Source organism: Arthrobacter sp. D1-29, from assembly GCF_054130585.1.
The window spans coordinates 4645110-4668822 of record NZ_CP096383.1; the positions used below are offsets into that span (position 1 = coordinate 4645110).

Annotated in this window: 27 protein-coding genes and 2 pseudogenes; 24 read left to right on the plus strand and 5 right to left on the minus strand. The window is 63.4% G+C overall.

What is annotated here, in order from left to right:
- Positions 1–23: 23 nt before the first annotated feature.
- From M1E17_RS21095 to M1E17_RS21120, 6 genes and pseudogenes are all read left to right on the plus strand, one after another.
- Positions 24–167: pseudogene (locus M1E17_RS21095) on the plus strand (GntR family transcriptional regulator); the annotation flags it as partial.
- Between the two features lie 60 nt (positions 168–227).
- Complete coding sequence (locus M1E17_RS21100) at positions 228–863, plus strand: UTRA domain-containing protein (RefSeq protein WP_457967873.1); 636 nt, start codon at positions 228–230, stop codon at positions 861–863.
- Positions 850–1587 (plus strand): amidohydrolase family protein, encoded by a 738-nt coding sequence (locus M1E17_RS21105; protein ID WP_457963926.1) that lies wholly within the window; start codon positions 850–852, stop codon positions 1585–1587. The genes M1E17_RS21100 and M1E17_RS21105 overlap by 14 nt, the downstream gene beginning before the upstream one ends.
- Positions 1584–1910: a hypothetical protein gene (locus M1E17_RS21110; protein WP_457963928.1), complete on the plus strand. Its 327-nt coding sequence runs from the start codon at positions 1584–1586 to the stop codon at positions 1908–1910. Before M1E17_RS21105 ends, M1E17_RS21110 begins: the two co-directional genes overlap by 4 nt.
- Positions 1911–1929: 19 nt before the next feature.
- Entirely contained in the window at positions 1930–2580 is a 651-nt protein-coding gene (locus tag M1E17_RS21115; RefSeq protein WP_457963930.1) for a bifunctional 4-hydroxy-2-oxoglutarate aldolase/2-dehydro-3-deoxy-phosphogluconate aldolase, read from the plus strand.
- Positions 2558–3565 carry a sugar kinase gene (locus tag M1E17_RS21120; RefSeq protein WP_457963932.1) on the plus strand — a complete coding sequence of 336 codons (1008 nt, stop codon included), beginning with the start codon at positions 2558–2560 and terminating at the stop codon, positions 3563–3565. The genes M1E17_RS21115 and M1E17_RS21120 overlap by 23 nt, the downstream gene beginning before the upstream one ends.
- A gap of 234 nt (positions 3566–3799) precedes the next feature.
- Here the strand turns inward: M1E17_RS21120 and M1E17_RS21125 are convergent, their stop codons facing one another.
- Together M1E17_RS21125 and M1E17_RS21130 are read right to left on the minus strand one after the other, a co-directional pair.
- The gene (locus M1E17_RS21125; protein ID WP_457963933.1) at positions 3800–4372 is read right to left on the minus strand and encodes a hemerythrin domain-containing protein; all 573 of its coding nucleotides are present in this window, start codon (positions 4370–4372) and stop codon (positions 3800–3802) included.
- 115 nt (positions 4373–4487) lie between these two features.
- Positions 4488–4862 carry a hypothetical protein gene (locus tag M1E17_RS21130; protein WP_457963934.1) on the minus strand — a complete coding sequence of 125 codons (375 nt, stop codon included), beginning with the start codon at positions 4860–4862 and terminating at the stop codon, positions 4488–4490.
- Between the two features lie 269 nt (positions 4863–5131).
- On the opposite strand from M1E17_RS21130, the gene M1E17_RS21135 reads away from it, so the two are divergent.
- From M1E17_RS21135 to M1E17_RS21195, 13 genes and pseudogenes are all read left to right on the plus strand, one after another.
- Positions 5132–6412 (plus strand): ATP-binding protein, encoded by a 1281-nt coding sequence (locus M1E17_RS21135; RefSeq protein ID WP_457967875.1) that lies wholly within the window; start codon positions 5132–5134, stop codon positions 6410–6412.
- A 281-nt stretch (positions 6413–6693) separates the two neighbouring features.
- Entirely contained in the window at positions 6694–7494 is an 801-nt protein-coding gene (locus M1E17_RS21140) for a hydroxypyruvate isomerase family protein (RefSeq protein ID WP_457963935.1), read from the plus strand.
- Between the two features lie 101 nt (positions 7495–7595).
- Complete coding sequence (locus tag M1E17_RS21145) at positions 7596–8474, plus strand: 2-hydroxy-3-oxopropionate reductase (RefSeq protein WP_457963936.1); 879 nt, start codon at positions 7596–7598, stop codon at positions 8472–8474.
- Positions 8475–8634: 160 nt separating this feature from the next.
- On the plus strand, positions 8635–10425 hold the full coding sequence (gene gcl, locus M1E17_RS21150; RefSeq protein WP_457963938.1) for a glyoxylate carboligase: 1791 nt from the start codon (positions 8635–8637) through the stop codon (positions 10423–10425).
- A gap of 3 nt (positions 10426–10428) precedes the next feature.
- A complete protein-coding gene (locus M1E17_RS21155; RefSeq protein ID WP_457963939.1) occupies positions 10429–11628 on the plus strand; it encodes a glycerate kinase in 1200 nt (399 codons plus the stop codon).
- Complete coding sequence (gene allB / locus M1E17_RS21160; RefSeq protein ID WP_457963941.1) at positions 11621–12964, plus strand: allantoinase AllB; 1344 nt, start codon at positions 11621–11623, stop codon at positions 12962–12964. Before M1E17_RS21155 ends, allB begins: the two co-directional genes overlap by 8 nt.
- Positions 12965–12974: 10 nt before the next feature.
- Complete coding sequence (locus M1E17_RS21165; RefSeq protein WP_457963943.1) at positions 12975–13349, plus strand: winged helix-turn-helix domain-containing protein; 375 nt, start codon at positions 12975–12977, stop codon at positions 13347–13349.
- Between the two features lie 79 nt (positions 13350–13428).
- Entirely contained in the window at positions 13429–13908 is a 480-nt protein-coding gene (gene bcp, locus M1E17_RS21170) for a thioredoxin-dependent thiol peroxidase (RefSeq protein WP_457963945.1), read from the plus strand.
- Between the two features lie 158 nt (positions 13909–14066).
- Positions 14067–14744, plus strand: a complete 678-nt coding sequence (locus tag M1E17_RS21175; RefSeq protein WP_457963946.1) for an ABC transporter ATP-binding protein — start codon at positions 14067–14069, stop codon at positions 14742–14744.
- A gap of 28 nt (positions 14745–14772) precedes the next feature.
- Entirely contained in the window at positions 14773–15933 is a 1161-nt protein-coding gene (locus M1E17_RS21180) for a DUF6297 family protein (protein ID WP_457963948.1), read from the plus strand.
- Positions 15921–16028 (plus strand): annotated as a pseudogene (locus tag M1E17_RS21185) (hypothetical protein); the annotation flags it as partial. The gene M1E17_RS21180 and the pseudogene M1E17_RS21185, both read left to right, overlap by 13 nt.
- Before the next feature lie 99 nt (positions 16029–16127).
- Positions 16128–16289, plus strand: coding sequence for a hypothetical protein (locus M1E17_RS21190; protein WP_457967969.1), 162 nt, complete (start codon positions 16128–16130; stop codon positions 16287–16289).
- Positions 16290–16561: 272 nt separating this feature from the next.
- Positions 16562–16990, plus strand: coding sequence for a nucleotidyltransferase family protein (locus tag M1E17_RS21195; protein ID WP_457963949.1), 429 nt, complete (start codon positions 16562–16564; stop codon positions 16988–16990).
- Positions 16991–17235: 245 nt separating this feature from the next.
- Here M1E17_RS21195 and M1E17_RS21200 read toward each other — a convergent pair whose 3' ends face one another.
- Both M1E17_RS21200 and M1E17_RS21205 read right to left on the minus strand, forming a co-directional pair.
- Complete coding sequence (locus M1E17_RS21200) at positions 17236–17496, minus strand: hypothetical protein (protein ID WP_457963950.1); 261 nt, start codon at positions 17494–17496, stop codon at positions 17236–17238.
- Between the two features lie 179 nt (positions 17497–17675).
- Positions 17676–17864 carry a zeta toxin family protein gene (locus tag M1E17_RS21205; RefSeq protein WP_457963952.1) on the minus strand — a complete coding sequence of 63 codons (189 nt, stop codon included), beginning with the start codon at positions 17862–17864 and terminating at the stop codon, positions 17676–17678.
- Positions 17865–18292: 428 nt separating this feature from the next.
- Here M1E17_RS21205 and M1E17_RS21210 point away from each other — a divergent pair, with 428 nt between their 5' ends.
- A complete protein-coding gene (locus M1E17_RS21210) occupies positions 18293–18865 on the plus strand; it encodes an N-acetyltransferase family protein (protein ID WP_457963953.1) in 573 nt (190 codons plus the stop codon).
- Positions 18866–19186: 321 nt separating this feature from the next.
- Here M1E17_RS21210 and M1E17_RS21215 read toward each other — a convergent pair whose 3' ends face one another.
- Positions 19187–19489, minus strand: coding sequence for a hypothetical protein (locus M1E17_RS21215; RefSeq protein WP_457963955.1), 303 nt, complete (start codon positions 19487–19489; stop codon positions 19187–19189).
- A gap of 266 nt (positions 19490–19755) precedes the next feature.
- Here M1E17_RS21215 and M1E17_RS21220 point away from each other — a divergent pair, with 266 nt between their 5' ends.
- The 4 genes from M1E17_RS21220 to M1E17_RS21235 are packed head-to-tail and all read left to right on the plus strand — an operon-like array spanning position 19756 to position 23575.
- Positions 19756–20871: a PP2C family protein-serine/threonine phosphatase gene (locus tag M1E17_RS21220; RefSeq protein ID WP_457963957.1), complete on the plus strand. Its 1116-nt coding sequence runs from the start codon at positions 19756–19758 to the stop codon at positions 20869–20871.
- Complete coding sequence (locus M1E17_RS21225) at positions 20868–22838, plus strand: glycosyltransferase (RefSeq protein ID WP_457963959.1); 1971 nt, start codon at positions 20868–20870, stop codon at positions 22836–22838. The genes M1E17_RS21220 and M1E17_RS21225 overlap by 4 nt, the downstream gene beginning before the upstream one ends.
- Positions 22828–23160, plus strand: coding sequence for an STAS domain-containing protein (locus tag M1E17_RS21230; RefSeq protein WP_457963961.1), 333 nt, complete (start codon positions 22828–22830; stop codon positions 23158–23160). The genes M1E17_RS21225 and M1E17_RS21230 overlap by 11 nt, the downstream gene beginning before the upstream one ends.
- Positions 23153–23575, plus strand: a complete 423-nt coding sequence (locus M1E17_RS21235) for an ATP-binding protein (RefSeq protein ID WP_457963963.1) — start codon at positions 23153–23155, stop codon at positions 23573–23575. The genes M1E17_RS21230 and M1E17_RS21235 overlap by 8 nt, the downstream gene beginning before the upstream one ends.
- Positions 23576–23713 lie beyond the last annotated feature (138 nt).

Consider the following 23713-nt stretch of genomic DNA (forward strand, 5'->3'; position numbering starts at 1 on the left):
GGCCGGCATCTGGAAGGAGATCGATGGGTGACGTTAGCAGGGCAGACCACGCGTTCGAACAGCTGGAGAGGCTCATTTTGGAGCTCAGCAGCCAGGACGTGGACCGGCTACCACCTGAGACAGAACTTAGTCAGAAATTTGGGGTTTCGAGGGCAACTGTTCGAGAGGCGCTTGGCCGGCTGGAAGCTGCCGGAAGAGTGCAACGCAGACGGGGAAGGGGTACCACTTTGACGCCGTTGGTTCGGCCAGCCATCCGGTACCCCGCGAATATCATCGGCTCCTTCGCGGACTTCCTCCGCGAGTCCGGTGTTGATCACAAGCTCCTTGAGTTTTCCGTGACTCATATGGAGCTTGAGGAGGACATTGTCAGGCTGTTCGATAAAGACAAGTTCGACAAGGACAATATGTCGAACTCGGGCTTCCGAAGCATCAGGTGCTATTCCCTGGGCGGAGTTCCGGCAGCACTCCTTTATCACCTGCTTCCGGCAACCATCCAGGGCAGCCCGCTTCACGTGGAGAAACTGCGCGGTGACATCGTTCCCTTCCTGGAGGCGGTACACCATGTGCAGATCGACAGTGTCACCAGCGCCATCACCGCGGAGGAAGCGTCCGAAGACGTGGCCAGGCAACTGGGCCTCAAAATCGGAAGCGCCGTGCTGGTGATGTACACCCGCGTTATCGACAGCGAAGGGGCCACCCTTGCTTTGGGCGCGCTCGCCTTCAACCCGGCGGTTGTCACGCTCGGGGTGGAGGCGCTGGAGCACGTCACGGCAGGCGGCCAGCTGCAGTTCCCCACGGGATGGCTGCAGCGCAATGTCACCGCCCGAAGTCCCGGAAGGAGGGAAACAAATGAAACATATTGATGTCCACCAGCACCTTGGTCCCTGCAACGTCTTCGATTTGGAGGTTACGAAAAGCCAATTGGCGGCAGCCATAGACGACACACCGCTGGAGGGCTGCATCGTTCAGCCATTTCCGGGAGCTGCTGACGCTCCCCTGCAGCACGACGCGATCGCGGACCTGGCCAGGACGGCTCCGTTCAAGATCTGGGGCATCGCGAGCATCAATCCGCACATCCCCGACGACGCCTACCGCAACGAGATCCGCCGCTGCGTCCAAGACTTTGGTTTTGTCGGGGTTAAGCTCCACTCGATCGGGCACGCTGTCCATCCAGGCAGCAAGGACGGGCACAAGGTATTCACAGTCGCCCAGGAGTTGGGTATTCCGGTTATGGTGCACACGGGAGACGGAGTCCCGTTTGCGGACCCTACCGCCGTCCTCGGCCCGGCCCAGGAGTTCCCCGACGTTTCCATCCTCCTGGCCCACGCCGGCATGTCCACGTTCGCCGGTAACGCCATCGCAGTGGCCCGCGTCTGCCCCAACGTCTACCTCGAACCGTCCTGGTGCAAGACTCCCGAAATCGGCGCCATGATTGAGGCTCTGGGGGCGAACCGCGTGATGTTCGGCGCGGACCTGCCCTTCAACGTCAGGCCTGAAACCGAAAAGTTCCTTGCCCTTGGACTGTCCCCACGCGATCTGGAAGCAGTCATGTGGGGCACCGCCTCCGACTTTTTCAAACTGCAATGACGAACGTGATGGTGCGCGTCAGCGTCTCGATGGTTGTCGCGCCGGACAGAACCAGTGAAGTGATTCGCCGATTCGACGAGTCCTTCTTTCCCGCCATCTCTGCTCAGGACGGATTCCTCGAATGCGTCCTGCTCAGGGAGACAGACCGCGCTGACTCAGGCGATCTTCAACACCTGCGCATGGATATCAGCTTCAGCAGTGAGCGGCAGAGACTCAACTGGGTGGAGACAGAGTTGCACGACGACGTGTTTGCGCTCCTGGTCCAGGATACGAACAGCTACGAAGCCCTCCACCTCTCCGCCGTGTCAGCACAGGAGCAATAGGAGATACAGGAGATTGAGAATGATTACACCCTCTGATCTTGGGGTTATCGCGATCGTCCGCCTCCGCAACATTGCCGCCGGGGACGAAATCCTCGAGGCCCTAACCGGCGCAGGCATCCAAAGCATTGAGGTCACCCTCGGTACTCCCGGCTGCCTGGAGACAGTGGCTCGCTGGAGCCGGGCCCGGGCAGGCAATATCGGCGTTGGCAGCGTCCGGACGGAATCGGACGCCCGGCAGGCCATCGAAGCCGGTGCCCGTTTCCTTGTCACTCCGACGACGATGCCTCCAGTGCTGCAGGCAGCCCGGGAAGCACAAACCCCGGTGGTCTGCGGCGCCATGACCCCTACCGAAATAGACTCGGCCTGGCAGCAGGGCGCCACAGCGGTGAAGGTATTTCCCATTGATGCGCTGGGTGGTCCTGCCTACATTCGTGCCCTGCAGGGACCCATGCCGGACATCCCGCTGGTTCCCACTGGCGGCGTCGATGCCGAGCAGAGCAGGAACTACGCCCTCCTGGGCTGCGTCGGAGTCGGCGTCGGCAGCGCCATTGTGGAGGAAAAGACCGCCGCCACCGGTGATTGGGCCTCCCTGGCCCAGCGGGCCGCCGCATTCGTCCAGGCATGGCAGGCGCCTGGCCAGGCGGGACGTGGCGCAGGAACCGGAGCCTGAGGTGGCGTGGTCACCGGCGATCCGGCCGCTGGGCGGGCTGCTCGACGTTGTGGGAGTGGGTGAAGCGATGATGCTCCTGCAGGCCCCGCCGCCGTCGAGCATTAAGGAAGCACCCCACCTCGAGGTGAACGTGGCGGGCGCAGAATTCAACGCCTGCGCGGCCGTGGCGCGACTGGGCGGACGAGCGGCGCTGCTCACCAGCCTTGGCGACGACGCGCCGGGGCAGCGGGTTTGGCAAACAATGATGGAGCTTGGCGTTGAAACCCAGTTTGTCCGCGTGGATCCCGCCCGCCCCACCGGGATCTTCCTCAGGGAGACACCCAGCGATGGAAGCCGCCGGGTGTTCTACTACCGCCGGGGATCGGCCGCCTCGGCGATGGACGGCTCAGACGCGGACCGGCTGGTGGCGGACCAGGCGCCCCGCGCTGTGCTGCTGTCAGGGCTGACGGCGGCGCTCGGTCCGGGGCTGCGGGACCTGATCAAGAGAATTTCCTCGGATGCTGCCAGCCGCGGCAGTGCGGTGGTGGTTGATGTCAATCTTCGTCCCACCCTGGGCAGCATGGCAGAGGTCATCGCCACCATCCGTGACGTGCTTCCCCTCGTTGACCTCCTGGTCCTGGGTGACGACGAATCGCCGGAACTGTTTGGAACAACGTCGCCTGATGCTGTTTTCTCCGCCGCCGCTGAGGCGGGCGTCAAGGAGACGGTCCTGAAGGGCGCTGAGCGTGGCTGCTGGTTCCAGGGCGACGACGGCAAGCCTGTCCACCAGCCGGCCCTCGCGTCCCAGGTAGTGGACCCCATCGGCGCCGGCGATGCATTCTTGGGCGGGTATCTGGGCGCCCGGCTCGCGGGGATCCCGCCGGCTGGGGCGGCAATACTTGGCTCACAGTTCGCGGCGGGTGTTATTGCCTCGGTGGGCGACACCAACGGGCTTCCGGGTCCTGGGGAAGCGAAGTCGCTGCTGGAAGCCGTTTCGAAGGGCTGACCGGGACAAAGGTGTAGCCCGGAACATTGGGGGACGTTCCGGGCTACGGCATCAACTGTACGCTACCGGCGCGCATCCGCTGACCACGACTCGCGCTGCGTCCGCAATTTTTTGGTCCAGCCGCCCCGAAACGGGGCACTTCAACACGGACACGCCGGCCGCCGTCGTGATTTACGACGACGCCTCCAAAGTGCCCCACGACCGTTTGCATCGCTGGGGACCACGGCCTGCACGCTAGCCGGTATGTCTTCCTGTGAGCTTGTCCAAAAGCCGGTCGACCATGCCCACACCCGGTCCGACGGTCTTGTGGAAAAGCTCAGAGTGGGGTGCGCTGGGGTGCGGCCTGGTGGGTGCCAGTTTCTTGGCCTTCTGCACCTTCTCGCCCAATTCGACGAGTTTCTCGGCAGGAATATGAGTCCGGAGTTTCGGGAACTGTTCGGATTCTTCATCGTTCGCGTGGTGGCGCAACTGTGCCTCAAGTTGCCCAACCAGCTCCATGAAAGTCGGCTCAGAAGGATCGACGCCTTCTATCCGCTTCATCAGCTGAACGATCTCGTCATGTTCCTTTTTATCGTGCTCCACCTCCTCAGCGCCGTTCGGAATGTGCTTCTCCATCGCTGGGTAGACGTACATCTCCTCTGCGACCGCATGGCGCATCACTTCAGCGATCAGGGTGTCTGCCAAGTCCTTGCGCCGCTCGGCGTCCGGGGTGCCCCCAATTTGGCTGAACAGCTCAACCATTTCCTGGTGGTCGGCAGTGAGGATGTCGACGACATCCAAACCCGGCCCAACATTGGATTCCGTCATGACGCGGCCCTCCTGTAGATCGCCGTTAGGGAGCGTAATTATGAGAGCCAAGGTACCACCGCACGCGAGCGCGATCCATGGCCGTTTTTCTCTTTCTGCCTCGTCCTGCCGTGGGTCAGGGTTTGCCCGCTGCGTCGGGTTTATCACTCTCCCCGGCTTCCGGAACAACCTGGTTGGCGATCAGATCAACGCGGTCCGCTGCCGTTAGGTCCTCGTCGTTTTGAATAGCGGCGACGTCGGGACTTTCGACGGCGTCAGCCTGCTCCTGTTTGGTGTTCTCGGTTTCCTTCTTGGTGCCTTCCTCCTTGGGAGTGCCGTGGTGGTGATGGGGATCCTTGTGCCGTGCTTCCTCTAAATGGTGCTCCAGTTTCTCTTCTGCGTCCCGTCGGCGCTGGCCCACGGTGCGCATTTGCTGGGTGTTTGGTGTACCGGCGTAGCCCTCCACATGGTGGCTGGGTTCCGGCGGATTCTGGTGCTGTTTCTCGCTCATACTGGCATCGTCCCACCAGACGTTCACGGCAGGAAGGCCCTGTTTCGCAGAAATGCCGGCTTGCTGCAGACTGAGCATCTCGTCAGCTTTTCTAATCCTTACGCGTTAGCTTTCATTGCTTTTGCTTATGTTCTGGAGGTTCCATACTGAACAGACCACGACGGCGTGAGGCAGGTTCGCGCCGCCCGCCCCCTTTCCCTCCGAGAGAATGCGACGCACCATTGACTCCCACGACGGATATGACCTGGGCAGCCAAAACCACGGCAGCCATGCAGCCCTGGCACATCCGCGATTTCCATCCTGACGATCTGGACCAGCTCATCGGCGTCTGGCAGGAGTCCAGGATCGAGGGGGTGCATCCGGTCTACACCCTGGCGGAGATTATCGATGCCTGCTCAAATGGGGTTGCTGCTGTAGCCGTGACCGAAGGGAGGGTTGTAGGGGCGGCAGCCTGCAAAATACAGGACGACCGGGCATGGATGGTCATGCTCGCCCAAGCCGCGGACTGGCGGCAGCAGGGACTGGGCAGTGCACTCCTCGCAGGAATTGAAGGCAGGCTTACCAGCCAGCGGATTCGAAGGATCTCGGCGCTTCTCCCGGCCTCGGAGACCCGGATCGAGGCCTTCCGGAACAGCGAATACAGGGTAGAGGAGGACCTGCATTATTTTGAGAGGACCATTCCCCTTCAGCCTCGGGAAATCAAACCCTTGGGTCAGCTGGGAGGACGACTCCTCCCGCACGGACTATGGAATGCCCTGGCCGGCATGCAGCGTGAGAAGGACCTGATCGAACAGCGGTTGATCCTGCCATTGGCGCGGACTGAACTCGCCAAGTCCCTGGGCGTCATTCCGCCGCGTTCCGTGGTCCTTTTCGGCCCTCCCGGCACAGGAAAAACGACATTTGCAAAGGCCGTCGCATCACGCCTTGACTGGCCCTTCGTGGAGGTGTTCCCCTCTCGGCTTGCCTCCGACCCGCAGGGCCTCGCCGGGGCCTTGCGTAAAGTATTCCAGGACATTGGCGAGCTTGAGCACGCGGTGGTGTTCATAGACGAGGTCGAGGAGATAGCCTCCACCCGTAAAGGTGACGCATCATCGCTGCAGGGAGTCACCAATGAACTGCTGAAAATCATTCCGGCCTTCCGGGAGAAGGAAGGCAGGATACTGATCTGCGCGACGAACTTTATCCGGTCGCTGGACAAGGCGTTCCTGCGGCATGGCCGCTTCGATTATGTGATTCCCATTGGTCCGCCCGATCTCACGGCGCGGATAGCCATCTGGAAGCGCTACATCCCTCCCGCAATCTCGCCCCGGATCAATCTCGAAGCGCTGGCTCAGGCGAGCGAGCGCTTCTCCCCTGCGGACATCGAGTTCGCAGCCAGAAAAGCATCCCAGCAGGCACTTGAGCAGGCAGTGCAGGCCGCGACGATTTCTGGAGAACCGGCATTGACGACGGAGGCCTACCTTCAGGCCATCGACGGAACCCGTGCCACCGTCACTGAAGCGGTGGCCAAGGACTTCTTTGAAGATATAGACCGGATAGCGAGGGTTTAGCCTGCTCTTCGGTCTGCCCTGTTGCATGTGAGGCCGAGCCGGCAGGCACCTTCCACCTAAGCCTCTTCGGCCAGTTCGCGACCCGCTGCCGGGCGCCGCCACTTCTTCTTGAGGAGTAAGCACCTCCCTGAATGATCACGCGCCGCCCCCTGCCCTCTTGACTGCCTACCCCTACCTTCCCTACACTTTTCATAGAGCAGAATCTAAATTCCACAAAGCGGAAAGCGATGGACGCCAAAGCTGAGGGATCTGGAGAAAAGCCCACCCGGAAGGACCACCCCATGACGTACACAGTGAACTGCTCCATCATGCTGACGGAGCTGCCCCTGCTCGAGCGGCCCGCCGCCGCCAAGGCAGCCGGCTTTGACGCCATCGAGTTCTGGTGGCCATTCGACACGTCCGTCCCCACAGACGCCCAGGTAAACGGGTTTGAGAACGCCATCAAGGACGCTGGCGTCCAGCTCACCGGACTGAATTTCAACGCCGGCAACATGCCGGGCGGTGACCGGGGCCTCGTTTCCTGGCCTGCACGGTCCGCCGAATTCCTGGACAACATCGACGTTGTGGCCGGCATCGGCGAGCGGCTCGGCTGCAAGGCCTTCAACGCCCTCTACGGCAACAGGATCGACGGCGAATCGCCCGAGAAGCAGGACGCCACCGGCGCAGAAAACCTCGCGGCGGCAGCAGCCGGCGTGGCGCGCATCGGCGGCACGGTCCTCCTGGAACCGGTGAGCGGCGCACCCAGGTATCCCCTCCTCACGGCTGAAGACGCGCTCAGGGTTATCGCCCGCGTCAAGGCCGAATCCGGCGCAACCAACGTCAAACTCCTCGCCGACTTCTACCACCTGGCAGTCAACGGCGACGACGTGGAATCCGTCATCGAAAACCACGCCAAGGACTTCGGCCACATCCAAATCGCCGACAACCCCGGCCGCGGGGCTCCCGGAACCGGTGAGCTTCCCCTCGGCGAGTGGATCGCCCGCAGCCGCGCACTCGGCTACACCGGCTACATCGGCCTTGAATACAAGGAACCGCAGGAAACAGCCTTCAACTGGGCCATCCGGCAGCGCGTCTCCAAGTAATCCCAACTAAGTAGCGCTAAGTGTCGTTTAGAGTCCTCATAACGACAGATAGCGCGACCTAGTTGGGTAAGCCACCCACAGACTTCAGAAAGAGAACCATCATGAGCAACGTTGCAGTTATCGGACTCGGAATCATGGGCCTGCCCATGGCCATCAACCTGGTCAAGGCCGGCCACACAGTCACCGGCTTCAACCGCAGCCAGGACAGGATCGACAAGCTCGTCTCCGAAGGCGGCAAGGGCGCCGCCGGCATCGCGGATGCGGTCAAGGATGCCGACGTCGTCATCACCATGGTGCCTGACTCCCCCGATGTTGAGGGTGTGGTCAGCGGCGACGAAGGCGTCTTCGCCAACGCGAAGCAGGGCGCACTCTGGATTGACGCGTCCAGCATCCGCCCCGACGTCGCCAAGCGCCTCTCCGACGAAGCCCGCGAAGCCGGCATCCGCCCGCTCGACGCACCGGTCAGTGGCGGCGAACAGGGCGCCATCAACGCCGCCCTCTCCATCATGGTCGGCGGCGAGAAGGCAGACTTCGACGCAGCCTCGGACGTCCTGAACGCCGTCGGCAAAACCATCGTCCACGTCGGACCCTCCGGCTCCGGCCAGACCGTCAAGGCAGCCAACCAGCTCATCGTCGCCGTCAACATCGAAGTCCTCGCCGAAGCCATCGCCTTCCTCGAGGCCTACGGCGTGGACACCGACGCCGCGCTCAAGGTCCTCGGCGGCGGCCTGGCCGGCTCCAAGGTCCTGGACCAGAAGGGCCAGAAGATGCTGGACCGCAACTTCGACCCCGGCTTCCGCCTGGCCCTGCACCACAAGGACTTGGGCATCGTCACCTCAGCCGCCCGCGAAGCCAACGTCGCCGTCCCCCTCGGCGCCGTCGTCGCACAGCTCGTGGCCGCCACCGTCAACCAGGGCGACGGCGCACTGGACCACTCCGGACTCTTCAAGCAGGTCCTCCAGCTCAGCGGCCGCAGCTAACCCCGCCCTTTCCCTCCCCCCTAAGAGTTTTTGTCCAGATACGGCGACCAAAACGCCCTTTATCTCGCCGTATCTGGACAAAAACTCGCTTCAGCACACCCAAAAACAGCCCGGACAGCTCAACCGCCGGGGACACAACAGACTTAAGTAGGAGCACACCATGAGCAAGATGCGTACCGTTGATGCAGCGGTGGCCATCCTGGAAAAGGAAGGCGCCATCGAGGCGTTCGGCCTGCCAGGCGCCGCCATCAACCCCTTCTATTCCGCCATGCGCGCCCACGGCGGAATCCGGCACACGCTGGCCCGCCACGTTGAAGGCGCCAGCCACATGGCCGACGGCTTCAGCCGCGCCAAGGACGGCAACATCGGCATCTGCATCGGCACCTCCGGCCCCGCAGGCACCGACATGATCACCGGCCTCTACGCTGCGTGGGCCGATTCCATCCCCATGCTCTGCATCACCGGCCAGGCCCCCGTGGCCAAGCTGCACAAGGAAGACTTCCAGGCCGTGGACATCGAGTCCATCGCCAAGCCCGTCACCAAGATGGCCATGACCGTGCTGGAGCCGGGCCAGGTTCCCGGCGCCTTCCAGAAGGCCTTCCAGCTGATGCGCTCGGGCCGCCCCGGCCCCGTGCTGCTGGACCTGCCCATCGACGTGCAGTTGGCCGAAATCGAATTCGACATCGACACCTATGAGCCCCTGCCCGTCGAAAAGCCCAAGGCCTCCCGCAAGCAGCTGGAAAAGGCCCTGGACATGCTGACTGCCGGCGAGCGGCCGCTGATCGTGGCCGGCGGTGGCATCATCAACGCCGGTGCGTCCGCGCAGCTGGTGGAACTGGCCGAAATCCTGAATGTTCCGGTGATCCCCACGCTGATGGGCTGGGGCACCATTCCGGACGACCACCAGCTCATGGCAGGCATGGTGGGCCTGCAGACGAGCCACCGCTACGGCAATGAGAACTACCTGCGCAGCGACTTCGTCATCGGCATCGGCAACCGCTGGGCCAACCGCCACACCGGCGGCCTGGACACCTACACTGCCGGCCGGAAGTTCGTGCACATCGACATCGAGCCCACGCAGATCGGCCGGGTGTTCTCGCCGGACCTGGGCATCGCGTCCGACGCCGGTGCGGCGCTGGCCGGGCTGGTTGAGCTCGCCCGCGAGCGCAAGGCGGCAGGGTCCCTGCCGGACTACAGTGCCTGGGTTGCCGAATGCCAGGAGCGCAAGGCGTCCCTGCACCGCAAGACCCACTTCGAAAATATCCCCATCAAGCCGCAGCGCGTTTATGAAGAGATGAACAAGTCCTTCGGCCGCGACACCATCTACGTGTCCACCATCGGGCTGTCCCAAATCGCCGGCGCGCAGATGCTGCACGTGTTCGGCCCGCGCAAGTGGATCAACGCCGGCCAGGCAGGGCCCCTGGGCTGGACCGCTCCGGCAGCCCTCGGCGTCGTGCGTGGCAAGCCTGACGAGACGGTTGTTGCCCTCTCCGGTGACTACGATTTCCAGTTCATGATCGAGGAACTGGCCGTGGGCGCGCAGTTCAACCTGCCGTACATCCACGTGGTGGTGAACAACTCCTACCTGGGCCTGATCCGCCAGTCCCAGCGCGGCTTCAGCATGGAGCAGAACGTGTCACTGGCGTTCGAGAACATCAACAGCGCGGACCTGTCCGAAACCACCCGCGGCTACGGCGTGGACCACCTGAAGGTGGCCGAGGGCCTGGGCTGCAAGGCCGTCCGAGTGGAGGACCCCAACGACCTCGCCGCCGCGTTCGACAAGGCCAAGGCCCTGATGGGTGAGTTCCAGGTTCCCGTGGTGGTTGAGGTGATCCTGGAAAAGGTCACCAACATCTCAATGGGTGTGGAAATCAACGCCATCAACGAGTTCGAGGAACTGGCCGAGACCGCCGCGGACGCGCCCACCGCCATCCTGGCCCTGCAGGCCTAAACCATGCGGATCGTCATTGCCCCGGATAAATTCAAGGGATCGGCCTCGGCACCGGACGTGTGCAGGCACCTGGAAAAGGGGCTGCAGCGCGCTGCCGGCGGCAAGCTGGAGGTTCTCCGGATTCCAGTAGCCGACGGCGGCGAGGGCACCCTCGACGCCGCCGTCGGCTCCGGCTTCACCCGCCGGAGCGCCACGGTCAGCGGGCCTACCGGCCAGCCGGTCGAGGCGGATTTCGCGGTCCGCGGCCACGAGGCAGTCATTGAGATGGCGGCGGCCTCGGGCCTGGCCCTCCTCCCCGCCGGCGCGCTGGTTGGCGGACGGCCCGGCGCCACAGCGGCCACCACCGCGAGCAGCCTGGGCACCGGGCAGCTGATCCGCGCCGCGCTGGATGCCGGCTGCCGCCGCATCGTCCTGGGTGTTGGGGGGAGTGCGAATACCGACGGCGGTGCGGGGCTCCTGCAGGGGTTCGGCGCCAGGTTGCTGGACGCAACGAACAACGAACTGCCGCCGGGCGGAGCGGCGCTGGCCAACCTGCACAGCATCGACTTCACCCACTTTGAACCCCGCCTGGTAGACGCCCGCTTTGTGCTGGCCTCCGACGTCGACAATCCCCTGCTGGGCGCCCAGGGCGCCGCCGCAGTTTTTGGGCCTCAAAAGGGCGCAACACCGCAAGATGTCGAACTCCTCGACGCCGCCCTGGCCAGGTTTGTCGAAGTCCTGGCCAGGGAAATCGGAATCCGTGCCATCAAAGCCGCAGAGGCTCCGGGCGCCGGGGCGGCAGGTGGGGTGGGCTTCGCTGCAATAGCGGCCCTGGCCGCCAGCCGCCGCCCGGGCATCGACGTCGTGCTTGAATTCACGCAACTGGCGCGGCGGTTGGAGGGCGCGGACCTGGTGATCACCGGGGAAGGCAGCCTGGACGAACAAAGCCTGCTGGGCAAAACCCCTCTGGGCGTGGCCAGGGCGGCTGCGGCAGCCGGCGTGCCGGTGATTGCCGTGTGTGGGCGTACCACGCTTGACGCCGGACAGCTGGTGGAAGCCGGGTTCCAGGATGTTTACGCTTTGACTGGGCTTGAAAGCAATGTAGACAGGTGCATAGCAGAGGCGGGACGGCTGCTGGAGCAGCTGGGCACGCAGATCGGCGGACGGCTGGCGGCCAACAGGCTGCCAGAGCCCGCACGCAGTAAGGAGGACCTCCATGTCTGAAGAGCGCTTTGACCTCGTCATCCGGGGTCAGCGGATCCTCACCACCGCCGGCATCGCGGCCCGTGAGGTGGGCGTCCGCGGCGGCAGGATCGTTGCCATCGAGCCGCTGGGCAACGGGCTGACCGGCGCCGAGATCATCGAACTTGCCGACGACGAAACACTGCTTCCGGGCCTGGTGGACACCCACGTCCATGTGAACGAGCCCGGCCGCACCGAGTGGGAGGGCTTCGCTTCCGCCACCCGCGCCGCGGCAGCCGGCGGCGTTACCACCATCATCGACATGCCGCTGAACTCCATCCCGCCCACCACCACGGTGGCAGGCCTCAAGCTCAAGCGCGAAGTCGCGGAGGACCAGGCCTTCGTGGACGTCGGGTTCTGGGGCGGTGCCGTGCCAGGCAACAAGGCCGATCTCCGTCCCCTGCACGATGAGGGTGTGTTCGGCTTCAAATGCTTCCTCCTGCACTCCGGCGTGGACGAGTTCCCGCACCTGGAGGCGGATGAGATGGAGGAGGACATGGCCGAGCTGAAGTCCTTCGATTCCCTCATGATCGTCCATGCCGAGGATTCGCACGCCATCGACCACGCTCCCCACCCGGGCGGCGACCAGTACTCAACGTTCCTGGCTTCCCGCCCCCGCGGCGCGGAGAACAAAGCCATCGCCGAGGTCATCGAACGGGCCCGCTGGACCGGTGCGCGGGCGCACATCCTGCACCTGTCGTCGTCGGACGCGCTGCCCATGATCGCCACCGCAAAGCGCGACGGCGTCAAACTCACCGTGGAGACGTGCCCGCACTACCTCACCCTGGTGGCCGAGGAGATCCCCAACGGGGCCACCGCCTACAAGTGCTGCCCGCCCATCCGCGAAGCGTCCAACCGGGAGCTGCTGTGGCAGGGCCTGCAGGACGGCACCATCGACTGCATCGTCTCGGACCACTCCCCCTCCACACTGGATCTGAAAGACCTGGAGAACGGTGACTTCGCCGTCGCCTGGGGAGGCGTTTCTTCGCTCCAGCTGGGCCTGTCGCTAGTTTGGACCGAGGCCCGGCACCGTGGCATCCCGCTGGAGCAGGTGGTCAGCTGGATGGCCGCGAAGCCGGCCGCCCTGGCCCGGCTTTCCACCAAGGGCCAGCTGGCGCTGGGCTACGACGCCGACTTTGCGGTTTTTGCCCCAGACGAGGCGTTCGTGGTGGACGCCTCCAAGCTCAAGCACAAAAACCCCATCACCCCGTACGACGGCAAAGCGCTCTCCGGTGTGGTCCGCCAGACGTTCCTGCGCGGGAACCGGGTGGACGGCAAAACCCCCATCGGCAAGCTCATCCGCCGCGGCGGGGTCTGAGGGCGGCAGCATGACTGTGGTGGCCGACGGCGGCACCCGGCTTCCGCCGTCGCGCGGCCCTGTCAGCCGGGTGGCCGTTGATCTGGCGGCCGGCCAGGTCCTGCTGGACGGCCGGGAGGTTCCGTTGTCCGGCGTCGAATTCCAGCTGCTCCGCTACCTCGCGGAGAACTGTTCGCGCGCGATCGACAGGACAGAACTTCAGCGGTTCCTTGACTCTTTTGATACCCCCGGCGCTTCGCTCCGGGCCATTGACGTGTATGTGGGGAGGCTGCGGCGGAAGCTCGGAAATGCAGGCCATGCAGTCACCACCGTGCGGGGCCGCGGATACAGGTTTATCCAAGGTCCGTGTGCCACCATTCGCGGACCGGCGGAATACTGCATATGACGCCGGAGTTGTTGCTAGAGCAGGAAGCCGCTTCACTTGTTGTTTTGCCTCTAATGCCAGAGTCTCGCGAAGGATTGCCATGAGCCCCACACTGACCACCAAGCTTCAGCCCGGAACCCAGGCCCCTGATTTCTCCCTGAAGGACGCCAAAGGCAACACCACGTCCCTGGCCGCCTACCGCGGCAAAAACGTCATCGTTTACTTCTACCCGGCGGCGGCCACCCCCGGCTGCACCACTGAGGCCTGCGACTTCCGTGACAACCTGGCTTCCCTGCAGGGCTCCGGTTATGAAGTTATCGGCATCTCACCCGATGCACCGGAAAAGCTGGCCAACTTCACGGGTGATTTTGGCCTGACCTTCCCGCTGCTCTCGGACGAGGATCACCGGGTGGCACTGGCCTACGGCGCATGGGGTGAGAAGCTGGTGAACGGCGAAATCACCGAAGGAATCGTCCGCTCCACGGTTGTCCTTGATCCCGAGGGCAAGGTCACGCTGACCCAGTACCAGGTCAAGGCCGAGGGCCACGTCGCTGCGCTCAAAGAAGCGCTGGGCGTCTAGGCGGGCGCCTGGACGGGCGTCGTAGTAGGCCGTGCACGCGCCGTCAGGCATCAGCGTGCTCCAGGGTTAAGGGACGCGCACGTACGTCTACGTCTACTCGTCGAGGGTGGAGTTCCAGACGGAACCATCTAGGCGGGCCTCCCGTATAGGGTTGAAAGATGGGGGATGTGCTTGAAGCGGAGCGATTGTTGGTGGGGTATGCCGGGGCTCCGGTATGTGGAGAGGTCTCCTTCGGTGTTGCTGCCGGGAAGGTCCTGGCGGTGGTGGGTTTCAATGGTGCCGGTAAGTCCACGGTGGTTCGCACCTTGGCTGGTCGTCAGGACCCCTTAGCCGGAGACGTGCGTGTGAATGGGTTGCCGGTGATGCCTGACGCAGTGTGGTTCCGGCGTCACGTCGCGGCTGTATTCGATGAAGATGTCTTCTTCCCTTCGTTGACGGTCCGTGAGCATCTGCTGTTGGTGGCGCGGGGTCACTCGCTGCGCTCCCCTGACGATGCGGTCGAGGCTGAGTTGAGCTTTTTCGGGCTCGCAGAGCGGTCGCATGCGGTTCCTGACGCGCTGTCCTCGGGCCAGCGCCGGCGATTGCTCCTGGCCGCTGCTTTCATCCGGCCGTCATCTCTGTTGATTCTCGATGAGCCGGAGCAGCGCCTGGATCCGGTGATGAGGGACGCGCTTGCCGAACGCATTCAACAGCTCGCCGATGCTGGCACCACCGTAGTGCTTGTTACGCACGACCCCCGATTGCTCGTTCAGACAGCAACCGACTGTCTGGTCATCGATGAGGTTGTCGAGACAGTTGATACGGAACGAGGTGCGCAGATCATTGCTGGCGCCTGACTCGATGCGGCCGTTGTCGGAACCAGGCATGTCCGATGGGGACACGTCGCGCCTTGTAAGAGAGGTCGTCCGTTTCACCCGGACCAGGACCCGGCGGTACAACAGGGCCCGTTCATCACTCCGCGACATCTTCGTGGATGTGTACTCGTACGCCTTGGCCGGAGGCTGCGTCCTCATGCTTGCAGGGTCACTCATCGTGGCGCTCCGCAACGAAATTGCGGGGCTTAGCCTGGGTGCGCTGAGCCTGACGGCGGCACGGTGGCAGGTGTTGCCTGCGGAGTTCCTGTGGATGTTTTTGACCTACCTGGCACTAGTCGCAATCGCACTGACAGCCCGTCGGCTTGGACCGGTAACGGTCAGCCGTGCGGAAGGCGCGTGGTGGTTGCTGCTGCCGATTGACCGGCGCCTGATGGTCCTTCCTTCCTTTCGTTCCCGTCTCGTGGCGTCTGGCGCAGCGGCTTCGGTCGCCTACATGCCTTTCAGCCTGCTGACTGCTATCGACCGGTCCGCCTGGGCGCACGCCGGCTCAGCGGCAACCTTTGGACTCGGAGCCGTACTCGCTGTTGCCAGCGCAGCGATCCTGCAACGCACTCCAACATCGTCCGGGGCCCAGTGGGTGGCGATCTTCGCCGGCTTCATCCCCGTAGCCGTCCTGCCTTTCCTGGCTCCTGCTACATGGCCGCTCGTTTTGGCGCTCGTCGCAGCGGTGGCTCTCGTCGCGCATGTGCTTCCCCGCCTGGGTGATGTGCGTGGTGTCGAGCTGTTGCGTGGCGGTGCTGTTTCAGGCCACGCCGCCGCGTCCATCTTCTTTGTCGACGTCAACGAGTTGCGCCGGGCCCTAACTTCAGAACCGCGCCCGGGCATCAGCAGGCGCGGATCACGGTTCTATGGGAGGCCTACCCGTTGGCCCTTCGCTGCCGTGGTGCGCGCCGATATCGTGGCGTTCCTACGCCTGCAGCCCGCACCCACAGTTCCGCTGCTGGCGTTGGGTATCTGCGTAAGCGTCGCCCTGATCACTCCGGCCCTTCCCGTGCTGCTCCAGCTAGGCGTGATCCTCGTTGCTGGTTGCCTTACGACTGCGGGAACAGGGACAGTACTCGACGGACCGCCGTCGTCATCGCGCTCGACTCGCTTCTGCCCGTCAGCCCGGCGCTGGTGCGCTGCAGCCGATTGCTCATGCCCGCTTTAAGCATGGCGCTGTGGATGGGGGTGCTGACCACAGCTTTCGTAGCCCTCGGGCCCACTCCTCCCTCACTGATTTTTCTCGGGGTGCTCGCTGGTGCAGGAATGGGCGCAGGAGCGGTTCGCGCAGCAACACGTCCTGCGCCGGACTGGACGAGGCCGCCAGTAGAAACGCCTTTCGGGCCTGTGCCAAGGGACCAGATGTCATCTCTCCTGCGGGGTACGGACATCACGGTCCTGGCGATGGTTCCGGTCCTGCTCGCCCTGTTTCTAGGCTCTGTTCATCCATGGCTGGCCCTCGCCCAAGGCGTCGTCACCGTGGGGGCTGTCATCGCACAAGCCTCAGCCTCGACCGTCCGATAAACGTTCGTAACCGGAAACTCCAGGCCAGCTCCTTGGCTGTCCACATTCGGCGTCAATTCGGGTTATCCACGGCTCGAATGGGAGCTGGTCCTCGAACCCTGGGGTTGTGAGAGGGCAGGTCGTTCGTTCGGGCCGTTCCCGAATATCTGACCGGGTGAGGTAGTCGGGGGGGAATGCCAGGCATCCTCTGCATCACCCGCTGGTGGACGAAGCCCTTCGTAACGAATCCCCTTACGGCGCTCTAACGAATTTTCAGGGATAGCATCCCTCTTATGACAGCAAGACTAAAGGGTCGCCGTCGAGCTGCCCAGCAGATCATCAGTGACGTGGCTACCTGGGCGAAGCAGGAAGACAAAGTGAGAGCTGTTGCTCTCGTGGGGTCCTACGCCCGAGGAGCCGAGCGAATGGCCAGCGATGTCGATTTAGTGGTGCTAAGCGACACTCCCAGAAGCCTTGAAGACGCGCGATGGTTCGAACAACTCCATCCTGGGGCGCGTCTCATCCGCTCGGAGGTATGGGGGCCAGTACGCGAAAGAAGATTTCGGTTGGCATCAGGATTGATCGTGGAATTGGGCATCGCTCCCTCCAGCTGGGCTGATACGCCCTTAGACGAAGGAACGCGTCGAGTCCTCAGCGATGGCCACCGCGTTCTGTACGACACAGGCCTCCTCGAAAGTGCTGCCGCAACCGTCACCAGGTAAGGCGTCCTCTCCCCCGTCGAACACCGGATCCACTTATCGAGCCCGACGATATGGTGATAGCCGAGCCGCCCTGCCACCCCAGGAGCCACTTAAGGTCCCCAAAGCTTCAGAACGCTTGTTCTGTTTGATCTGCGATGCACAGTTCGCAGCGTAGTCCGGTAACACGGCAGGGTCGGCCCTATCCATCGCCCGGTGAAGGATCGCTCAGCGGGACATATTCTGGACAACTTCCAGGATGGCCCCCGCTATGACGGCGGCTTGGCTCGATCTGGCGCAAGCGCACGTATCAAGTTCGCGTAGGTCTCTTCGATGGCTCCATGGGTACTGCGGATGACAGAAGCGGACGGTCGCGTGTGAAGCCCGCGGGCCAGATCGTCGTACAGGGTCCCCAGTAGTCGCGAACCGCCGCCTTGCTCCACGATTGCCTTGATCTGCTCGTGCCAGGGAACATCCTCCCCCATGCCACGGCCGTTGAACCGCTCGATGGAACGCTCTTTGGTGTCCAAGATGACAATCTCTCGGAACCGCTGCCGGTTTCCTTAGCGGCGGCTCGGAAAACTGCAATCTCGTCATCCTCGTCGAGGAACTGAGGCATGATGACATCCCGTCCTGCGGCCAAGTGCGCGACAGCCATGCTGATTGCGACAGGGCGGACTATCTCCCCGGTTGCTTGGAAATCCTCTTGCTAACCACCAATCAGACAGCGCACCTGATCGACGTCCAGATTCAATGTGCCAGGGTGGTGATCGACGAACATCCTCGCCAGCGTTGACTTACCAATGCCGGGCGGCCCGTTCAAAAGGATTAGATCAGGCACGGATGGTCGTTCCGGCGGACCACTGAGCCGTAAGCTCCCACGTCTGTTCGCATACACGACACCCTAGTCCTCCAAACTCTGCTCATCCGCGGCTGCCCCATGTGATTCTGCCCGAACAACCAAGTCACGGTCGTCCCGTTAGCCGTTCCCCTAGTGGGAGGCTGGTTAGGCCGCTTCTGGGAAGCTAGCACCATGAAGAAGTTCGTGCGAGCACTGGCAAGTGACATCCTCGGTGCTGTCGGTCCAGGGCGCCGGTTAGTGGCAGTCGACGGGGTGGATGGCAGCGGCAAAACATTCTTCGCGGCTAACCTGGCATCCGAGATTCAGAATCGACCCGTGATCACCATCCACGCCGACGACTTTCTGAACCCCTCGCCCTCAATGCTCGTATCGATGGTTACGACACCAACGAGCTCAACCCAGAGCCTCACAGAATCAGCCGGTAAGCGTTGTGGGCGCCCAACGCCGAATGACAGGATGGCGGAATGGGGATAGAAATTCGGCCGGCCACGGAGTTTGAGGACCTGAAGGCGGTGGTGGGACCCAAGCGGCCCGACGCCAACGTCTGTTGGTGCCTGAGCTACCGCATCCCTTCCAAGCTGAACCTGGAGCTGCAGGGCCCGGCCCGCGGCGACCTGGTGAAGGAGCTGGTGGCCCAGGATCCGCCACCCGGCGTACTTGCGTACGACGGCGGCGACGTGGTGGGCTGGGCGGCTGTCCACCCCCGCTCGGACACCAGTTTTGCCCGCAACCGCAAAATACCGCACGTGGATGAACTCGACGTCTGGTCCGTGTGGTGCATCCGGGTCCGGCCCGGGCACCGCGGCAAGGGAATTTCACATCACCTGCTGGAGGGCGCCGTCGCCATGGCCCGCGCGTACGGCGCGCCTGCCATCGAGGGTTACCCCGTGGATAACAACGGCGAAAAGGTGGACCTCACTATGGCCTATGTGGGCACCCGCCAGCTTTTTGAACGGGCCGGGTTCGTCAAGGCCGCCGATACAGACTCCGTGCTCAACGGATTCCCGCGGGTGCTCATGCGCCTGGACTTGCGCTGACGCCGCGCTTCCTCAGCGCCGCGCTATTTTCTTCCATAATCGTGCTATTTTTTTCCAGCGCCTGGGCCAGTCCATGTCCATTAGCCAGAGGGCCAAAAGAAGCCCATCCACCGTCATGAGGCCGGCAATCAGATAGCCCCACCCGATAAGCAGCATGGCAATCTCCTGACCCCTAATCCCCAGCCGCTCGATTGCCCCAAGTGTGGCATGGAAAGGGCCGCCGAGGAACGTAGTTCCCGACAGTATGTGGGTCACCGCAGCGTACTTTGCGGCCTCGGTGAGAGCCGCCCGCCGGTACGGTCCGGAGAAACTGTGGGGGGGCTACTTCAGGAGGGCCACTACTCGACCATGGACTTCGTTCTCACGGTTGACGAGACGGGTGAGCCGCTCGACTTTCTCCGAGAATTCAACCCCCACCGCCAGCCTGTCGCCGGGCCAGCTCGAGGCCTCCCTGGAGTCCCCCAGGGCTTTGGCGAGGGCACGCGAAAGCAAACGGATCCGCCATGAATGCTTCAGGTAGTGAAAGGTTCGCTGGGGATAGTGGCGTTTCCTCACCGTGTCCACCAGTTCCCAAAGCCACAGCACAACGGCCACCAGCTTCCACCCGGTTTGAATTCTCCGCATATGCTCCTGCACCGTCCTCCACAAGCCGACCTTAAGTCGTTGTACCTTCACTTCGAGTGTCCCGAGGGTTGCTCAATATCCCCTCAAGGAGGACCAAGGATTTCGACAATCCTGTGGGGAAGCCCGTACCGGGGAGGACGCGTAGAGAAAAAAGGGCTGAACCACCGCTGTGAAAATCGGTTGCGTGAGGTGTCATATGCGTCGCAGTTGACGGCGCGATGCGTGCCCGGCGTGACAAGCCTGTAAAGACAGTAGTTAATAGGAGCATGCCTTACCTTCCCGAAACGCGCCGTGCCGTTGTGATTGAGGATGACCCGGACATCCGCGGACTGCTGGTGCGGGTCCTGACCAAGCAGGGATTCGACGTCACTGAGGCCGCTGCTGGCTTGCCCGGCGTGGAGGAAGTCCGCAGGGCCAAGCCGGACCTGGTCACTTTGGACCTGAACCTGCCCGATCTTGACGGCCTTGAGGTCTGCAAGCTCCTTCGCGAATTTTCGGACGCCTTTATTGTGATGCTCACGGCGCGGACGGATGAGCTGGACAAACTGACGGGGCTGGATAACGGCGCCGATGACTACATCAGCAAGCCGTTCAGCCCCCGGGAACTCCAGTCCCGGGTCAATGCGCTCTTCCGGCGCCGCCAACCCACGGCGGTGGTGGACCCCGCCGCCCAGGATGAACTTACGCGGGCCACCGAGGTGCAGCAGAGCCTGCTGCCCAAGGAGGACGTCAGAGTGGACGGTTACGATCTCGCCGGGATGTTCCGCCCCTCCCGCAGCGTGGGCGGGGACTTCTACGACTGGTACCGGACGCCTGACGGGCTGCACCTGACCTTCGCCGATGCGATGGGCAAGGGCATGGGAGCAGCCCTCATCGCTGCCACTGTCCGTGCTGTCATGCGCTCCATGGGTCCCCTGACGGATCTGGACGAAGCGTTTAGGGCGGCGAGCACGTCGATCGCGTCCGACCTCGATTCGTCCAGCTCATTTGTGACCCTGTTCCATGCCCGCCTTGATGCCGCTTCCGGCACCGTCAGTTATGTCGACGCCGGCCATGGGCTTGCACTGCACGTGGACGCCGGCGGGACGGCCCGCCGTCTTGCCTCCGGCGGCCCACCCGTGGGGGCATGGGGCGGTTCCATCTGGCCGCAGTCCGCACTGGTCCTGGCTCCGGGCGATTCCCTGGTGGTGGTCAGTGACGGCGTGCTGGATGTCTTTGATTCTGTGGATGCTTTCACGGAGGCAGTGCTGCAGGCAACGCACGGCCAGGAGTCGGCTGTCTCCGCCAGTGATGCCATCCTGTCCCTGGCACCGGCGGAATCCGCCGAGGATGACGTCACTGTGGTGGTGGTACGGCGGCTTCCGGTGACAGCCGGAGCATGACAAGGTTCTGGACCCGGCTGATAGTAGTACTGACGGTTGTCCTCGGCTTGAATTATGTGGCCTGGCGCTGGTCAGCCTCGCTGAACTGGGACGCGTGGTGGATCTCGGTTCCGCTGGTGATTGCAGAAACCTACAGCCTCATCGACGTCATGCTGTTTGGCATGACGGTGTGGAAACTGAAGCTGCGCAAGGGCGCCCCGGAGGCACCCGGGGATGCCACCGTGGACGTTTTCATCACCACCTACAACGAGCCGCTGGATATGGTGATGACCACAGCCCTGGCCGCCCAACGGATCCGCCACCCGCACAGCACCTGGATCCTCGACGACGGCTCCCGCCCGGAACTCAAAGCCCTTGCCGAGGAGCACGGTCTGGGGTACGTCACCCGCAGCGAGGACTGGACCTCGAACGTGCCCCGGCACGCCAAGGCAGGCAACCTAAACAACGCGCTGATGCAGACGCACGGCGAGTTCCTCCTGATCCTGGATGCGGACCAGATCCCTGAGCCGGACATCCTGGAAAAAACCCTGGGCTACTTCAACAACCGCCGCGTGGCGCTGGTCCAGACGCCGCAGTACTTCAGCAACGTTCCTCCCTCAGACCCCCTGGGCAGCCAGGCTCCCCTGTTTTACGGCCCCATTCAGCAGGGCAAGGACGGCTGGAATGCGGCCTTCTTCTGTGGTTCCAACGCCATCCTGCGCCGTGAGGCCCTGATGCAATTGGGCCTGGTGGGTTACGTCAAGGAGACCGAAAAGAGCATCCGGCGGGCCCTGGCGGCCTCCCGGTCTGCCATCCGGCAGGCCAGGAAATCGGCGGACATGGAATCGCCGCTGGTGGCCCAGGTGCTGGACGAGGTAGAGACCGCCACGCTGAAGGCCCAGCAGGAGCTGGACACGGGGGCGCCGCTGGGCGAAATCACGTACCGCGTCCGCCGCCGGGTTGACCAGGCCGTCCAAGCACTGGTGATGGCTGACGTTTCGGCCCTCCAGGCGGACCTTGAGGAGATCGCCGCCATGGAGCTCGCCCATGTTGGCGAAGCCGGGGTACCGGTGGTGGCCGATGACGCCGTGAAGCGGATGGCAGCCCGCGACTGGTCCCCGCTGGGCGCCCTGGAATCCGTGCAGGCAGTGCTGGATGCGCTGTCGGTAGAGCGTAATGACGAGGCACAGCCGGTGATGCCGCTGGCCACCATCTCCGTCACCGAGGACATGGCCACCGCGATGCGCATGCACTCCATGGGCTGGGAAAGTGTCTACCACCACGAGATTCTTGCCTACGGGCTGGCGCCGGAAGATCTCAAGACCATGCTGACCCAGCGGCTCCGCTGGGCACAGGGAACCATCCAGGTGATGCTGCGGGAAAACCCGCTGGTCCAGCGCGGCCTCAAACTTGGCCAGCGCCTGATGTACTTCGCCACCATGTGGACCTACCTCAGCGGATACGCGGCCGTCATCTACTTCGCCGCCCCCATCATCTACCTGCTGCTGGGTATCCTGCCCGTGACGAGCCTGAGCACGGACTTCTTTGTCCGCTTCATCCCCTTCATGGTGGTGAACCAGCTGCTGTTCGCCGTGGCCGGACGCGGGATCAGCACCTGGCGCGGCCAGCAGTACAGCCTGGCGCTGTTTCCCACCTGGATCAAAGCCTGCTCGACGGCGGCCCGAAACGTCTGGTTCGGACGCCCCCTGGGGTTCGCCGTCACCCCGAAGGCGCGCCAAAGCGGCGGTCCCTCCTGGAGCCTGATCCGGCCACAGATCGTGGTGTCCGCACTCCTGGCGGTGGCCGCCGTCGTCGGCCTGGTGCGGCTCGCCGTGGGACTGGCCGAGCCGCTAGGCACGCTGGTCAACGTTGCCTGGGTTATTTTTGACCTGGCGGTGATGAGCGTCCTGGTCCAGGCCGTTCGGTACAAGGGGTTTGAACCCGTTCCGCAAGCAGAGCCTGAAGAGAGGAAATCCGGTGGAGTTTAGCTACGAAATCAAGGACTCGTATGCGGAGGTGAAGGCAGACGGCCGGCTCAACATGGTGTCCGCGCCCAAGCTTCGTGAGTTCGTCACGGATATCATCGCGGGCGGGTCGAACAGGATTGTGGTCAACCTGGAAAACACCGCCTTTATGGATTCCTCCGGACTTGGGGCGCTGATTGGCTGCCTCAAAGCAGCACGCCAGGCGGGCGGGGACCTTCGGATCGCCGCTGTCCAGCCGCAGGTGAAGATGGTGCTTGAGCTGACCAGCATGGACCGGGTGCTGACCTCCTACACTTCCTCGGAGGAGGCGTTCAGCAATGACTGACATCCTGGCGCGCCGCAGCTTCCGGGGATTGGCCACCGGAGATGCCATTGAGGCGGTCCATGACCACCTCGACGGCCTTTGGGCGGATGCTCCCTTCGTCCAGGACATGGACCAGATGACGTTCACAACCGCGGTGATCGAGGCTGCCACCAACATCGTCCAGCACGCTGAACCCGCGAAGGAATCGGCGGTTGAGCTGGGGGTGGACATCAGCGTGCAGGCGGCGCTCCTCCAGGCCCGAGTCAGCGCGTTCAATGCCAAACCGCCGTTCGGACCCATGGAACCGGGCGTGCCTGACGATGAATCCGAATCCGGCCGCGGGCTCGCGCTGATCCAGGCACTAGTAACCACGGTGACGTTCGAGCGCCAGGACGGCACCAATACCTGGATCCTGTCCCGGACGTCCCAGGATTAGGTACAGGACGAGGTCTCAGGCCAAACCCATTCCCTTGACAGCTCTCGTCTCCATCGGCTTCACTATTACGTATGCTGAAATAACAGTTCCATGATGCGGAAGGTTTCCTAGCTGAAGTATAGAAACCGCCGGATAACC

Excerpts from the sequence above, each read along its gene's own strand:
- M1E17_RS21215 (WP_457963955.1), bottom strand. The coding sequence starts at position 19,489 with ATGCGGAGAATTCAAACCGGGTGGAAGCTGGTGGCCGTTGTGCTGTGG.
- gcl (WP_457963938.1), top strand. The coding sequence starts at position 8,635 with ATGAGCAAGATGCGTACCGTTGATGCAGCGGTGGCCATCCTGGAAAAG.
- bcp (WP_457963945.1), top strand. The coding sequence starts at position 13,429 with ATGAGCCCCACACTGACCACCAAGCTTCAGCCCGGAACCCAGGCCCCT.
- M1E17_RS21190 (WP_457967969.1), top strand. The coding sequence starts at position 16,128 with ATGTCATCTCTCCTGCGGGGTACGGACATCACGGTCCTGGCGATGGTT.
- M1E17_RS21175 (WP_457963946.1), top strand. The coding sequence starts at position 14,067 with ATGGGGGATGTGCTTGAAGCGGAGCGATTGTTGGTGGGGTATGCCGGG.
- M1E17_RS21195 (WP_457963949.1), top strand. The coding sequence starts at position 16,562 with ATGACAGCAAGACTAAAGGGTCGCCGTCGAGCTGCCCAGCAGATCATC.
- M1E17_RS21110 (WP_457963928.1), top strand. The coding sequence starts at position 1,584 with ATGACGAACGTGATGGTGCGCGTCAGCGTCTCGATGGTTGTCGCGCCG.
- allB (WP_457963941.1), top strand. The coding sequence starts at position 11,621 with ATGTCTGAAGAGCGCTTTGACCTCGTCATCCGGGGTCAGCGGATCCTC.
- M1E17_RS21140 (WP_457963935.1), top strand. The coding sequence starts at position 6,694 with ATGACGTACACAGTGAACTGCTCCATCATGCTGACGGAGCTGCCCCTG.
- M1E17_RS21165 (WP_457963943.1), top strand. The coding sequence starts at position 12,975 with ATGACTGTGGTGGCCGACGGCGGCACCCGGCTTCCGCCGTCGCGCGGC.
- M1E17_RS21155 (WP_457963939.1), top strand. The coding sequence starts at position 10,429 with ATGCGGATCGTCATTGCCCCGGATAAATTCAAGGGATCGGCCTCGGCA.
- M1E17_RS21235 (WP_457963963.1), top strand. The coding sequence starts at position 23,153 with ATGACTGACATCCTGGCGCGCCGCAGCTTCCGGGGATTGGCCACCGGA.
- M1E17_RS21210 (WP_457963953.1), top strand. The coding sequence starts at position 18,293 with ATGGGGATAGAAATTCGGCCGGCCACGGAGTTTGAGGACCTGAAGGCG.
- M1E17_RS21225 (WP_457963959.1), top strand. The coding sequence starts at position 20,868 with ATGACAAGGTTCTGGACCCGGCTGATAGTAGTACTGACGGTTGTCCTC.
- M1E17_RS21105 (WP_457963926.1), top strand. The coding sequence starts at position 850 with ATGAAACATATTGATGTCCACCAGCACCTTGGTCCCTGCAACGTCTTC.
- M1E17_RS21220 (WP_457963957.1), top strand. The coding sequence starts at position 19,756 with ATGCCTTACCTTCCCGAAACGCGCCGTGCCGTTGTGATTGAGGATGAC.
- M1E17_RS21130 (WP_457963934.1), bottom strand. The coding sequence starts at position 4,862 with ATGAGCGAGAAACAGCACCAGAATCCGCCGGAACCCAGCCACCATGTG.
- M1E17_RS21180 (WP_457963948.1), top strand. The coding sequence starts at position 14,773 with ATGTCCGATGGGGACACGTCGCGCCTTGTAAGAGAGGTCGTCCGTTTC.
- M1E17_RS21135 (WP_457967875.1), top strand. The coding sequence starts at position 5,132 with ATGCAGCCCTGGCACATCCGCGATTTCCATCCTGACGATCTGGACCAG.
- M1E17_RS21115 (WP_457963930.1), top strand. The coding sequence starts at position 1,930 with ATGATTACACCCTCTGATCTTGGGGTTATCGCGATCGTCCGCCTCCGC.
- M1E17_RS21145 (WP_457963936.1), top strand. The coding sequence starts at position 7,596 with ATGAGCAACGTTGCAGTTATCGGACTCGGAATCATGGGCCTGCCCATG.
- M1E17_RS21125 (WP_457963933.1), bottom strand. The coding sequence starts at position 4,372 with ATGACGGAATCCAATGTTGGGCCGGGTTTGGATGTCGTCGACATCCTC.